This window comes from Rhizobium beringeri, assembly GCF_004306515.1.
Classification (GTDB): domain Bacteria; phylum Pseudomonadota; class Alphaproteobacteria; order Rhizobiales; family Rhizobiaceae; genus Rhizobium; species Rhizobium beringeri.
This window is the reverse complement of the sequence record NZ_SILG01000003.1, coordinates 112,539-125,614: the sequence shown is the minus strand read 5'-3', so window position 1 is coordinate 125,614 and position 13,076 is coordinate 112,539. Positions and strand designations below refer to the sequence as shown.

The 13,076-nt window shown below is 61.2% G+C and carries 11 protein-coding genes; 4 read left to right on the top strand and 7 right to left on the bottom strand.

Annotated elements, in window-relative coordinates; genetic code table 11:
• Positions 1 to 70 precede the first annotated feature (70 nt).
• The gene (locus tag ELH03_RS28140) at positions 71 to 1,999 is read left to right on the top strand and encodes a hybrid sensor histidine kinase/response regulator (RefSeq protein ID WP_130767007.1); all 1,929 of its coding nucleotides are present in this window, start codon (positions 71 to 73) and stop codon (positions 1,997 to 1,999) included.
• A gap of 46 nt (positions 2,000 to 2,045) precedes the next feature.
• Here the strand turns inward: ELH03_RS28140 and ELH03_RS28135 are convergent, their stop codons facing one another.
• Genes ELH03_RS28135 through cyoA form a run of 5 tightly spaced genes read right to left on the bottom strand, consistent with a single transcriptional unit; the run spans position 2,046 to position 7,077 of the window.
• Positions 2,046 to 2,825 carry an SURF1 family protein gene (locus tag ELH03_RS28135; protein WP_130767006.1) on the bottom strand — a complete coding sequence of 260 codons (780 nt, stop codon included), beginning with the start codon at positions 2,823 to 2,825 and terminating at the stop codon, positions 2,046 to 2,048.
• Entirely contained in the window at positions 2,822 to 3,223 is a 402-nt protein-coding gene (gene cyoD, locus ELH03_RS28130) for a cytochrome o ubiquinol oxidase subunit IV (RefSeq protein ID WP_128404706.1), read from the bottom strand. Before cyoD ends, ELH03_RS28135 begins: the two co-directional genes overlap by 4 nt.
• Positions 3,220 to 3,840 (bottom strand): cytochrome o ubiquinol oxidase subunit III, encoded by a 621-nt coding sequence (cyoC, locus tag ELH03_RS28125; protein ID WP_018246251.1) that lies wholly within the window; start codon positions 3,838 to 3,840, stop codon positions 3,220 to 3,222. Before cyoC ends, cyoD begins: the two co-directional genes overlap by 4 nt.
• A 6-nt stretch (positions 3,841 to 3,846) precedes the next feature.
• Positions 3,847 to 5,850 carry a cytochrome o ubiquinol oxidase subunit I gene (gene cyoB / locus ELH03_RS28120; protein WP_130767005.1) on the bottom strand — a complete coding sequence of 668 codons (2,004 nt, stop codon included), beginning with the start codon at positions 5,848 to 5,850 and terminating at the stop codon, positions 3,847 to 3,849.
• A 42-nt stretch (positions 5,851 to 5,892) separates the two neighbouring features.
• Positions 5,893 to 7,077, bottom strand: coding sequence for a ubiquinol oxidase subunit II (cyoA, locus tag ELH03_RS28115; RefSeq protein WP_128412086.1), 1,185 nt, complete (start codon positions 7,075 to 7,077; stop codon positions 5,893 to 5,895).
• 379 nt (positions 7,078 to 7,456) lie between these two features.
• Between cyoA and ELH03_RS28110 the strand changes: the two genes are divergently transcribed.
• The 3 genes from ELH03_RS28110 to ELH03_RS28100 all read left to right on the top strand — a co-directional run bounded on the left by ELH03_RS28110 (position 7,457) and on the right by ELH03_RS28100 (position 9,662).
• Positions 7,457 to 8,788 (top strand): MFS transporter, encoded by a 1,332-nt coding sequence (locus tag ELH03_RS28110; RefSeq protein ID WP_018482592.1) that lies wholly within the window; start codon positions 7,457 to 7,459, stop codon positions 8,786 to 8,788.
• 128 nt (positions 8,789 to 8,916) lie between these two features.
• Positions 8,917 to 9,375, top strand: a complete 459-nt coding sequence (locus tag ELH03_RS28105; protein WP_128412087.1) for a ParC-related protein — start codon at positions 8,917 to 8,919, stop codon at positions 9,373 to 9,375.
• Entirely contained in the window at positions 9,372 to 9,662 is a 291-nt protein-coding gene (locus tag ELH03_RS28100; RefSeq protein WP_130659818.1) for a type II toxin-antitoxin system RelE/ParE family toxin, read from the top strand. Before ELH03_RS28105 ends, ELH03_RS28100 begins: the two co-directional genes overlap by 4 nt.
• A gap of 9 nt (positions 9,663 to 9,671) precedes the next feature.
• Here the strand turns inward: ELH03_RS28100 and ELH03_RS28095 are convergent, their stop codons facing one another.
• Positions 9,672 to 10,139 carry a cyclic nucleotide-binding domain-containing protein gene (locus ELH03_RS28095; RefSeq protein WP_024321680.1) on the bottom strand — a complete coding sequence of 156 codons (468 nt, stop codon included), beginning with the start codon at positions 10,137 to 10,139 and terminating at the stop codon, positions 9,672 to 9,674.
• A gap of 102 nt (positions 10,140 to 10,241) precedes the next feature.
• Positions 10,242 to 12,956, bottom strand: coding sequence for an ABC transporter transmembrane domain-containing protein (locus ELH03_RS28090; RefSeq protein ID WP_024321679.1), 2,715 nt, complete (start codon positions 12,954 to 12,956; stop codon positions 10,242 to 10,244).
• Between the last annotated feature and the right edge of the window lie 120 nt (positions 12,957 to 13,076).

Genomic DNA, 13,076 nt, shown 5'->3' with positions numbered 1-13,076 from the left:
AAAATTGGGGTCGTTTCGGAACCATCCGCCCGCCGCAGCGTTATAAAGCGTTGCTGAATCCGAGGGGCCGATGGAAGTGCTGAATCGACATGATACGTCTCTTAACGAAGAGGGACGCTTTCGCCTTCTGGTCGATGCCATCACCGACTACGCCATCTATATGCTGAGCCCCGAAGGCATCATAACGAGCTGGAATACCGGCGCTCAGCGCTTCAAAGGTTACAAGCCTTCCGAAATTCTCGGCGAGCATTTTTCCCGTTTCTATCTACTAGAGGACCGGGCCGCGGGACTACCGGCGCGTGCCCTCGCCACGGCGGCGGAGCACGGTCGGTTCGAGGGGGAAGGCTGGCGCCAGCGCAAGGATGGAAGCCGCTTCTGGGCCCATGTGATCATCGATCCGATCCGTCGTCCCTCCGGCGAGCTCATCGGCTATGCCAAGATCACCCGCGACCTGACCGAACGCAGAGCAGCTGAACAGACGATCCGCCAGAGCGAAGAACAGTTCCGCCGGCTGGTCCAAGGCGTCTCGGACTATGCGATCTACATGCTCGATCCCGACGGCAATGTCAGCAGCTGGAATTTCGGTGCCGAGCGGATCAAGGGCTATCGGCCGCATGAAATCGTCGGTCGGCATTTCTCGACTTTCTATACCCCAGAAGACCGCGAAGCCGGCGTGCCGGAAACCGCGCTCAGGCTTGCCCGCGCCGAGGGTCGGTTCGAGCGGGAAGGCTGGCGTGTGCGCAAGGACGGCACTCGTTTTTGGGCCAGCGTCGTCATCGACGTCATCCGCGACGACGAAGGAGATGTGCTCGGTTTCGCCAAGATCACCCGCGATATCACCGAGAAGATGGAGACCCAACGGGCCCTGGAGCAGGCGCGCGAAGAGCTCTTCCAATCGCAGAAGATGGAGGCGATCGGTCAACTGACCGGCGGTATCGCCCATGATTTCAACAATCTCTTGATGGCTGTGCTCGGCAGCCTTGAAATCCTGAAGAAACGCATGCCGCAGGATCTCTCACTGACATCGCTCGTCGACAATGCCATGCAGGGCGCCCAACGCGGCGCGGCATTGACGCAGCGCATGCTGGCTTTTTCCCGCCGGCAGGAACTGCACATGGAGCCGATCGACGTGTCCGGACTGGTCCGTGGCATGATGGATATGCTGAGCCGTTCGCTCGGCCCTCTCACCGTGATCGAGACCTCTTTCCCCGTCAGGCTGCCAACGATCCTGACCGATCCGAACCAGCTGGAAATGGCGATCTTGAACCTCGTCGTCAACGCCCGCGATGCCATGCCGTCCGGCGGCCGGATCGTGCTTCGCGCGTCCGAAGAGTCGCTGCCGTCAGGCAAGGGTCCGCTGTCGGCTGGCCGCTATGTCCGTATCGCGGTGATCGATGAAGGCGAGGGCATGGATGCAAAGACGCTGCAGCAGGCCATCACGCCGTTTTTTACCACCAAGGGTGTCGGCAAGGGCACCGGCCTCGGCCTTTCCATGGTGCAGGGCCTTGCGTCCCAGTCCGGCGGCCGCCTCATGATGAAGAGCAGCCTCGGCGAAGGCACGACGGCCGAATTGTGGTTCCCGGTCGCAATAGTCGAACAGGCAACCCAGGCAGATGCCGAGCGGCCGCTACAAGAGGAAAATGCGCCGCGTCGGCTGCGTATCGTCGCCGTCGATGATGATGGTCTCGTCCTGATGAATACGACACTGATGCTGGAGGATCTTGGTCACACCGTGTTCGAGGCGATGGCTGGTCCCGAGGCGCTCGAGATCCTACGCAAGGAGCAGGTTGACCTGGTGATTTGCGACCATGCCATGCCGCGCATGACGGGCGCGCAACTTGCCCATGCGATCCGCAGCGAATGGCCTGACATGCCGATCATCCTCGCAAGCGGTTATGCCGAGATCCCCGAAGGCGCCGGTATCGTCGACCTGCCTCGTCTCGGCAAGCCCTTTTCGCAGGCGCAGCTCGCCGAGGCGATCAGCCGGTTTGCCTCATGAGATCGCCTGCGAGGTTCATGGCAGGCCCGCTACGGTGCGCTTTGAACTATGCAGTGGTCCTCTCGCCGCGAAGAATGAACACCAGCAATGCCAGCACCATCGCCGCCAGCCCGTACCAGGTGATCGCGTAGACGAGATGGTTGTTGGGGAAATCGATGATCGTCAGGCCGCCCACGGGCAGGCCGCCCGGATTGGCCGCGGCATCGGCGTCGATGAAATAGGGCGCAACCGCACCGACGCCGCGCTTTTCAGCGATCGCTGCGACATCGCGCGAATACCACCGGTCGGCCGCGACGTCATTCGATTGCAGCAGCGATCCCTTTGGTTCCGTCATCCGCATCAGCCCGGTGATCTCGACCGGGCCTGACAGTTGCCCCTCGCGGCGCAAGGCCGGGTCGCGCCGCTCGGTCGGCACGAAGCCGCGATTGACGAGGATTGATGTACCGTCGGCAAGCGTCAGCGGCGCCATCACCCAGTAACCCGGACCGAGCGCGGTCGAGGCATAGACCAGCGTTTCTTTGTCGTTCGCCAGGGTTCCGCCTGCGGTCACCCGCCGATATTCGTCGTCGGCAGCATTGACCTTGTTCCAGTCGGCGCGTGCCGGGGCCGGCGCGGGTGCCGCATGCACACGCTGGTCGACGCGGGCGATAAGGTCGCGCTTCCAGGCCAGGCGCTCAACCTGCCAGGTGCCGAGTGCCGCGAGTGCCGCGGCAAGCAGTATCAGGCAGACGGCGAAGGTCGTGCGTTTTGCCCGATAATGACGTTTATCGGATTTTTCCGAGGGAGCCTGCGGGTGACGCTGCCGCCGCCCCTTCGTGACGGTCACGGCATGTTCTTCATCATCTCGGGGCTCATCGGCATCATGTTGGTGTTGAGATGATGCATGACCCAGAGCGAGCCCGAGAGCGCGATGGCGACGATGATGAGGGTGAAGATCAGCGCCATGATCGTCCAGCCGCCCTCGCTCCTGGTATTCATGTGCAGGAAGAAGACCATATGGACGACGATCTGGATCGCGCCGAGGCCCATCACCAGCACCGCCGTCACCGCCGGGCTGTCGAACACGCCTGACATGACCAGCCAGAAGGGAATGGCGGTCAGGATGACGGAAAGCACGAAGCCCGTCATGTAGCTGCGGAACGTGCCGTGGCCGGCCTGATGGCCGTGGCTGTGGCCGTGGTGAGCCTCGTGGGCATCCTCATGTGCAGGGGCTTGCGAACTCATCCGAGAACTCCCAACAGGTAGACGAAGGAAAAGACGCCGATCCAGACGACGTCGAGGAAGTGCCAGAACATCGAAAGGCACATCAGGCGGCGGCGGTTTGCCTCGATCAACCCGTGCATCGACACCTGCACCATCAGCGTGATCAGCCAGATGATGCCGAAGGTGACGTGCAGCCCGTGCGTGCCGACCAGGGTGAAGAAGGAGGAGAGGAAGGCGCTGCGCGTCGGCCCGGCGCCTTCATGGATCAGGTGGATGAACTCGTAGAGCTCAAGCCCGATGAAAGCTGCGCCGAACAGGCCGGTCACAGCAAGCCAGAACAGTGTTTCCGCCTTTGCGTTCCGCTCCATCTGCAGCATCGCGAAGCCGTAGGTGATCGAGGAGAACAGCAGCATCGAGGTGTTGAGGGCAACGATCGGCAGATCGAAGAGATCGGCCGGCGACGGGCCGGCGGCATAGTTGCGGCCGAGCACGCCGTGTGTTGCAAACAGCACGGCGAAGATCAGGCAGTCGCTCATCAGGTAGAGCCAGAAGCCGAGATTGGTGCTGTTTTCCGGATGATGGTCTTCCGTCAGGTAGAATTCAGGCTTTTCGGCCGTGTCGATGGTCTGATCGCTCATGGTTTCTTACACCTGCTCGGCAAGCAGTGCGGTGCGCTTGCCTTCCGTTTCGGTCACCTCTTCGGCGGGGATGTAGAAGTCGCGTCTGTAGTTGAAAGTATGGCCGATCGCAACGACGAGCATGGCGACGAAGGAGACGACGACCAGCCACCACATGTACCAGATCAGGCCGAAGGCGAGTGCGACACTGATGCCCGACAGGATCGCGCCAGTGCCGGTATTCTTCGGCATGTGGATCGGCCGGAAGCCTTCCAGCGGACGCGCATAACCGCGGTTCTTCATGTCGTACCAGCCGTCATGATCGTGCACGACAGGCGTCAAGGCGAAGTTGTATTCCGGCGGCGGCGAAGAGGTCGACCATTCCAGCGTGCGGCCATCCCAGGGATCGCCGCTGTCGTCGCGCAATTCCTCGCGCTTCATGAAGCTGACGACGATCTGGATCAGGAAGGCGGCAATGCCAAGCGCAATCAGGCCGACGCCGAAAGCGGCGATGATGAACCAGATCTGTATCGACGGGTCCTCGAACTGGCTCATGCGGCGGGTGACGCCCATCAGGCCCAGCACGTAGAGCGGCATGAAGGCGAACCAGAAGCCGATCTGCCAGAACCAGAAGCTCATCTTGCCCCAGAAGGGATCGAGCTTGAAGCCGAACGCCTTCGGGAACCAGTAGTTCACGCCGGCGAACATGCCGAAGAGAACGCCACCGATGATGACGTTGTGGAAGTGGGCGATGAGGAACAGCGAATTGTGCAGCACGAAGTCGGCCGGCGGCACGGCAAGCATGACGCCGGTCATGCCGCCGATGACGAAGGTCACCATGAAGCCGACCGTCCACAGCATCGGCACCTCATAGCGGATGCGGCCGCGATACATGGTGAAGAGCCAGTTGAACATCTTCGCCCCCGTCGGGATCGAGATGATCATCGTGGTGATGCCGAAGAAGGAGTTGACGCTGGCGCCCGAGCCCATGGTGAAGAAATGGTGCAGCCAGACGATGTAGGACAGGATCATGATCACGCAGGTGGCGTAGACCATCGAGGCGTAGCCGAAGAGGCGCTTGCCGGAGAAGGTGGCGACGACTTCCGAGAAGATGCCGAAGGCCGGCAGCACGAGGATGTAGACCTCCGGATGACCCCAGATCCAGATGAGGTTGATGTACATCATCGGATTGCCGCCGAGGTCGTTGGTAAAGAAGTTCGTGCCTGCATAGCGGTCGAGCGACAGCAGCGCGAGCGTTGCCGTCAGGATCGGGAAGGAGGCGACGATCAGCACGTTGGTGCAGAGCGCCGTCCAGGTGAAGACCGGCATCTTCATGAAGGTCATGCCCGGCGCACGCATCTTGACGATGGTGGCGATCAGGTTGATGCCCGAAAGCGTCGTTCCGACGCCGGCCACCTGCAGGCCCCAGATATAATAGTCGACGCCGACACCCGGACTGTAGGCAGCGCCCGACAACGGCGGGTAGGCGAGCCAGCCGGTCTGGGCGAATTCGCCGATGAACAGCGACAGCATGATGACGATCGCGCCGGCGGTGGTCATCCAGAAAGAGAAGTTGTTGAGGAAAGGGAAGGAGACGTCGCGCGCGCCGATCTGCAGCGGTACCACGAAGTTCATCAAACCGGTGACGAAGGGCATCGCCACGAAGAAGATCATGATGACGCCGTGGGCGGTGAAGACCTGGTCGTAATGGTGCGGCGGCAGATAGCCCTCCGAACCGTTGAAGGCGATCGCCTGCTGGATGCGCATCAGGATCGCGTCGGAGAAGCCGCGCAACAGCATGATGACGGCGAGGATCACATACATGATGCCGATCTTCTTGTGATCGACGCTGCAGATCCAGTCCCGCCAGAGCGGACCCCAGAACTTGAAATAGGTGATGATGCCGAGCACCGCGAGGGCGCCGATGACGACGCCGATGAAGGTCACGACGAGGATCGGCTCGTGATAGGGGATGGCATCGAGGGTCAACCGGCCGAAGACGAACTTCAGGAGGTCAGGATTGGAAAACATGGAACAACCCGTTCATTATGTCTTGCGACGCAAAGCGCCAGGTTAATTGTTGTTGTTGAGCTGCGCCGGCGCCGGATCGGCGCCATTGCTCATGCCGGGCATGGAATGACCCTCATGCTGCATGTCCATTCCGGGCGTGCTAGGCATGCCGGGCATGTCGTGCTGCATGCTGTTGCCGTCGGTACGCTGGGCGGGCTCGCTTCGCGCCGGTGCCCCCGTCGCCGGCACGGTGGCGGCGGGCGCCACGATCCCTTCGTCGGCATGACGGTTGTCATATTGCAGCTTCTCGCGGTTCTCGGCACTTTCCTTGCCGCCGCCGCCCATCATGTCGATGTGCATCATCTCGTTCATGCACATCTTGCCTGGCGTGGCGCACATGTTGAGGATGGCATTGTAGAGGTCGGCATCGGCGCCAGCATAATAACGCACCGGCTCCTTCTCGCTCGGCTTCTCGAGCTTCAGATAGGCGTCGCGGTTGAGCATCGTGCCCTGCTGCTTGACCTGCGCCACCCAGGCGTCAAACGCCTCTTGGGTAAGGCCGTGGAACTTGAAGCGCATGTGCGAGAAGCCTGCGCCGCTGTAATTGGCGGAGAAGCCCTCATACTCGCCTTCTTTGTTGATGACGGCGTGCAGCTTTGTCTCCATGCCGGGCATGGCATAGATCTGGCCGGCAAGGGCAGGGATGTAGAAGGAGTTCATCACCGAGGAGGCGGTGATCTTGAAATTGATCGGCATGTCCACAGGGGCCGCGAGTTCGTTGACTGTGGCAATGCCGAGTTCGGGATAGAAGAACAGCCACTTCCAGTCGAGCGCCACGACCTCGACGTTCAACGGCTTGGTATCGGCCGGAATGGCGCGCTCCGCATCGAGGCGGTCGAGCGGACGGTAGGGATCGAGCTTATGGGTGGAAATCCAGGTGACGGCGCCGAGCGCGATGATGATCGCCAGCGGTGCTGCCCAGATCACGATTTCGAGGCGGGTCGAATGGTGCCATTCCGGCGCGTAGGTGGCGGCCGTATTGGAGCGGCGGTAGCGCCAGGCGAAGAACAGCGTCAGGAAGATCACCGGTATGATGATCAACAGCATCAGCACCGTCGAGATGACGATGAGATCGCGCTGTTGCACGGCGATGTCGCCGGAGGGCGCCATGACCACCATGTTGCATCCTGCCAGGAAAAGCAGCGGCAAGACGGATAGAAGGCGGGAAAACTTCACGAGTTTTGGCACGTCTCTAAGCTCTTGTTGTTTCGTTTGTTCCGCGACTAACGCACTGGACCTGATAGCGACATGAGGTGTTTGGTCGCAGTGCAGCAATCGTGCCGCACTGCGGCACAAATCATGTTGCACTACAGCTTTGAAATCCTGATGAAATCAAGAAGGATTCTTCCGCCAGCGCATGTTTCCAATCAATATATCCGCCAGAACCGGGCAGGCCAGCATCCCATCGGAAAATCGCGCTCCGGATCACGCTGTTTTTTCCGTCCACGCCTCATTTTGAGCCGCCATGATGAACTATTTACGTCTTACGGACTTGATAAGCCTGCAGGTTTGATCAAGATCAGGCTGAGGCGCCTTGCCGAAAGCGCTTCAACGAGGGAGGCGTTTCATGGCTACAACATCGCATTACGGACCGTCATCGTCGTCGCTGGAACGCGACGCGCGGCGCATTCACGACGACAAGCCGGTTTCGCCGGGCAGCATCGCCATCGGCGTGGTGATCGGCCGCATGTCGGAATTCTTCGATTTCTTCGTCTACGGCCTCGCCTCGGTCCTGGTCTTTCCACAGCTGATCTTCCCCTTCGCGCCGGACAGGCTGACGGGAACGCTCTATTCCTTCGCGATCTTCTCGCTGGCCTTCCTGGCCCGCCCGGTCGGCTCCGTCGTCTTCATGACGATCGACCGGCTGTATGGCCGCGGCACCAAGCTGACGATCGCGCTCTTCCTGCTCGGCGGCTCCACGGCCTCGATCGCCTTCCTGCCGGGTTACGACGAGATCGGCGTCTGGTCGATCGCGTTGCTGGCGCTCTTCCGTCTCGGCCAGGGCTTTGCGCTCGGCGGCGCCTGGGACGGCCTAGCCTCGCTGCTTGCGCTCAATGCGCCGGCCAAGCACCGCGGCTGGTATGCGATGATCCCGCAGCTCGGCGCGCCGATCGGCTTTGCGCTGGCCAGCACCCTCTTCGGTTATTTCGTCGCCAATCTTTCCAGTGAGGATTTCCTCTCCTGGGGCTGGCGTTATCCCTTCTTCGTCGCCTTCGCGATCAATGTCGTGGCGCTGTTTGCGCGTTTGCGCCTGGTCATGACCAAGGAATTCGGCACGCTGCTGGAACAGCATGAGCTGGAAGCTGCCCCCATCCTCGACGTGCTGCGCGTCCACGGCCGCGACATCCTGATCGGCGCCTTCGTGCCGCTCGCGAGCTTTGCGATGTTCCACCTCGTCACCATCTTCCCGCTCGGCTGGATGAGCCTTTACGGCAACCAGCCGATCGGCGCCTTCATGGTGGTGCAGGTGATCGGCGCCGCGGTCGGCATTGTCACCATCATCGCCTCGGGCTTGATTGCCGACCGTATCGGCCGGCGCGCCCAGCTTGCCATCTGCGCCGTCATCATCGCCGTCTTCAGCTTTATCGGGCCGAGCCTGATCGCATCCGGCAACAGCGGTCATGACGCTTTCGTCATCATCGGCTTCGGCGTGCTCGGCCTTTCCTTCGGCCAGGCGACGGGCTCGATCTCGTCGCGCTTCGGTCGCGGTTACCGCTATACGGGCGCCGCCTTCACTTCGGACCTCGCCTGGCTGATCGGCGCGGGTTTTGCGCCGTTGGTGGCGCTCAGCCTTTCCAGCCGCTTTGGCCTGACCTTCGTCGGCTACTACCTGCTGTCCGGCGCCATCTGCACGCTTGCGGCCCTGGCCTTCAGCAGGGCGCTGGAACAGCGCGAATAGACGGACTTGAACGCACGGGCCTGCATGGGAAACCATGCAGGCTTTTGTTTTTCGGGCAGCGCAATTCCAATTATTGAATGCATGGCAATCTATAATTAAATCCTTGTCGGCCTGAACGAGGATATGCCATGACCGCGGAAACCATCGATCATTCGACCCTTTCCCGCCTTGTCGAAGCAGGAGCGGTCGAGGCGGCTCATGTCGTCGGCAAGACCGGCGGCTGGTCCGTCGTCATCCGCTACGGCGAGGCCGAACGCCCGCTCGCCGCCCAACGCAGCCGGCAGGTGCGCGTGTTCAAGCGCATCGATACCTTGGTGTCTTATCTCAGGGATGTCGGCATCTCGCAGTTCGATGTCGATGCCGCCGATTACGCTCCGGCGACGGCATCGCGGCCGGATCGGGCCGCAGCTCTGCGTCGTACCCATGAGGCGGCGGAATACGACAAGTGGTTCCGTGAACAGGTCGAGGAAGCGATCCGGGAGGCCGATGATCCCAATACCGTCTGGATTCCTCACGAGGTCGTTGAGGAGGAGATGGCGCGTCAACGGGCAGAGCTCCTGGCGCGGCTTAAGGGCGAGGCCAAATAAAGCTCGTCTGGCGTGCGAAAGCTGAATCAGATCGCAAGAAAGCAATTCAGTTTATCACCGACCAGAACGTCGGCGCCGCAATAAGCCAGCTTGATGAGATCGAGCGTCAGACCGATTTGCTCATCGATCAGCCGGAGATCGACCGGCCCGGACGAATTGATGGAACGCGCGAACTGATCATTTCACGCACATCTTTTATCGTGATCTATCGGGTTGGCCAAAAAATCAAACAGGTGGAAATTTTGCGTCTCGTCCGCGGCGCACAGAAATGGCCGCCGAAATCCTGAAGCGAAATCCTACTGCGCCATCTGCGGCTGCTTCGCCGCCCGCGCAGCGGTCAGCTCCGCGGTGGTGTGGTTGAGGCGGTCGGCCAGCACCCGCATGATTTCCACGGCCATTTCAGGGAAATCGCTGAGCAGCTTCAGGAAGTGCTCCTTGCTGATGCGCAGCACTTCGAGCGGCGAGGTGGCGCGTACCGTTGCCGTGCGCGAGACATCGCAGAGGATGGCGATTTCGCCGACGATGGAATTGGGTTCGACGTCGGCGACCTTGATCTCGCCGGCCGGCGAGGAGACGACGATATCGGCGGTACCCGAGAGAATGACGTAGGCGGCATCACCGACATCGCCCTGATGAAAGAGGTTCTGCCCGGCGTTGTAGGTCATGCGATCAGAGGTAAAGGCCAAAAGCTTGAGCTTTGCTGGCGCGATCCTTGAAAAGATCGGCACCCTTCGCAGCATTTCGACTTCGTCTCTCAACAGCATGAGCGTTTCAATCCCCTGACGCAGGGTCCGCAGGACCAGGCATCTTCAAATTCCGAGGCGCTCCCCATCGGGAACACCCACCATCGCCGCCCCTATAGAATATTACGATAACAGTTCCTTGAACATCCCGTTTTTCTCGGAAAGTTCCGGATAGTTTCCGGCTTCCGCCAATCCGCCGCGGTCAAAGAGCAGGATCCGGTCGAACATCTCTGCCAGCCGGGCATTGGAGAGCACCCAGATGATTGCCGGCCGATGGCCTTCTTCATGCAGGCCTTCGATGATGTTGCGGGTGATCTGATCCTGAACGCGTTGGTCGAGCGCCGACAGTGGCCGGTTGAAGATGAAATAGTCCGAGCGCTTCAACAGCGCGCGGGCCAGGTTCAGCTTCTGCCGCTGCACCATGGTCAGCCGCTTGCCGCCGGAGCCGACGTCGAATTCGAGGCCGATCGACAGCACGTCGTCATAAAGGTCGAGCGCATCGAAGAGTTCGCCCATGATGCCGCGGATGCGGTCGGAGGCGTCGGCCTGCTGATAGGCGATACGGCCGAAGAGCACATTGTCCATCAGGCTTGCCGACGGGGTGAAACGCTCGGCGTCGTAGCGCTCGATCAGCTCGGCGAGATCGGCCGGAATATGCTCGTGGAACTGCTTGCGGGCGTTGACGATCTTCTCCATGAGTTCGTTCGTCAGCAAGCCGAAGCGGTGGCGCGGCTCGATATAGGCAAAACTCAGCCGGATGATGGCCGAACGTTCCTCTGGCGTGGCGTCCTCGAAGCGGCGGCTTTGCAGCTTCTGCAGCAGCGCCTGATAGGTCGGGATGTCGTCGGCCGTCATGAAGGTCAGCTGCTGGAAGAAAGGATGGTCCGGCGGCAGGTCGTGGAAGAGTTCCACCGCGTTCTCGGCGATCTCGAGGCCCATGTCGTAGAGATCGGTGCTGAGGCCGGTCTCCCGGAAGAGCTGCTGGAAATAGGGATGCGCGGCAAGCCTGCGATTGGTCATCAAAGGCCGCTTCATCGTGCCGAAGAGCAGGTTCTCGCCAACCGTCGCCTGGGCATTGTAGGCGTCGAAATCGAAAGGCACGACGATCGTGTCGAGCCCCTCGTCGCGCAGCCGGTCCCTGAGTGAGGCGCGTAGCGCGACGACATGGTCGCCGAGCGCCACATGCACGTCGGTGTTGACGGTCGAGCGCAGCGCCAGATCGAGGATGTCCTGCGAGATCAGGACGGCGTCGAGTACCGGGCGGATCGCTTTCAGAATGTCCTCGGGGCCGCTGGCGCCGGCGGCCTTGTAGTCCACCCAATCGCTGTTCAAGTCGAGCGTCGGATTGCCGGCCTTCTCCGCCTCGGCGGAATGCCATTTATACTCCAGCGCTTCCCGCTCGTCGTAAACCGGATCGGTCATCGGCGCATGTTTCAGGCCATAGAGCAGATTGCTGGCGAGCGTGCCGTGGAAGAAGAAGGTGTCGGACGAGGCATAGGAGATCCGCCGGCCGGTGATCGATTCCGGCATGTCGAGGAGATCGCGGCCGTCGATGGTGATGCGGCCGGAGTCCGGCCAGACCATGCGGCCGAGCGCTTCGGCGAAGGCTTCCGCGCCGCTGCCGTTCGGCCCGACGATCGCCACCGTCTCGTTCGGCTTGATCTCGACGGAGACGTGGTCGACGAGGCGGGCGCCGCTGTCGTCGGAGAGCGACAGGTTGGTGACGACGAAGGCGCCCGTCAGCGCGCCGACCGGGGCGGTTGCCAGTTCCTGGATGCGGCTGTCGATCAGCGGCTCGACATTGAACTGCTCATAGACCTGCTGGTACTTCACCTGCACGTCCTGGCGCATCTGGTCCCAGTCGATCAGTTCCTTCAGCGGACCGGGCAGGTCCTTGTAGGCTGATATGACGGCGACGAGCTGGCCGATGTCGAGCCTGCCCTGCAGCGCCAGGTAGCCGCCGATCGCGTAAAACAGGAAAGGCGTGACCTGGGCGAGGAAGTTGTTGATGAACTTCACCAGGAACTTCCACTGGTAAAGGTCGTAGCGGATCGAGAAGATCCGGCCGAGCCGCGAGGCGATGTCGGCGCGTTCGAGGTTCGATGTATCGTTGCCGTGGATCGTGCCGATGCCGTCGACGATTTCGCCGACGCGGCCGGAGAGCTCGCGCGCCGTCAGCTGCCGCTGGCGACCGAGATCCAGCAGGCGCTTGCGCATGCGGGGAATGACGATTGCCTGCACGCCGACGATGCCGGCGGCGATCATGCCGAGCCAGAAATTCTGCACGATGATGAAGGCGAGCGCCGTGATCGCCTGGCCGCCGAGAAGGGCAGGAGAGACGAAGGCATCACCGGTGAAGCCGCCCATCGGCTCTACCTCGTCCTTGATCATGGTGGCGATTTCGGCCGATTTTACCCGCTTGAAATGGATGGGCGGAAACCGCAGCACCCGGTCGATGAGCTCGAAGCGGATACGGCGCAGCATGCGTTCGCCGAGCCGGCCCTTATAGGTGTTGATATAGAACTTGAAGAGGCCGTTCAGCACAACCAGTGCCAGAAACACCAGGCTGAGGGCCATCAACATCTGGAAGCGGTTGAGCTGCAACCCTTGAAAGAATTCGACATGTCCGATCAGCGGAATGTCGTAGGCAATATGCATGAAGGTCTGCCTTGCGCCCGGACCTTCGAACCCGTCTCCCTGGATCGGTCCGTTGACGATCTGCTTCGGCAGGTCGAAGGACAGGAAATAGGGCACCATAGAGGCGGCGACGACAGCCAGAATCCACAGCTGCTGCAGCCGCGTGTTCTTCCAGATGTAGCGGGCGAGGCTTTTTTCCATGGCTAACCGTCAGCTTGCTGGGACATTCCGGGGGCGCGAGCCGGGCGCCGGGACGGGGAGGAATTCTGAGATTAGGATCATGCAGCCGGACCGCCGATATCGCAATGAAAACAAGGCGAA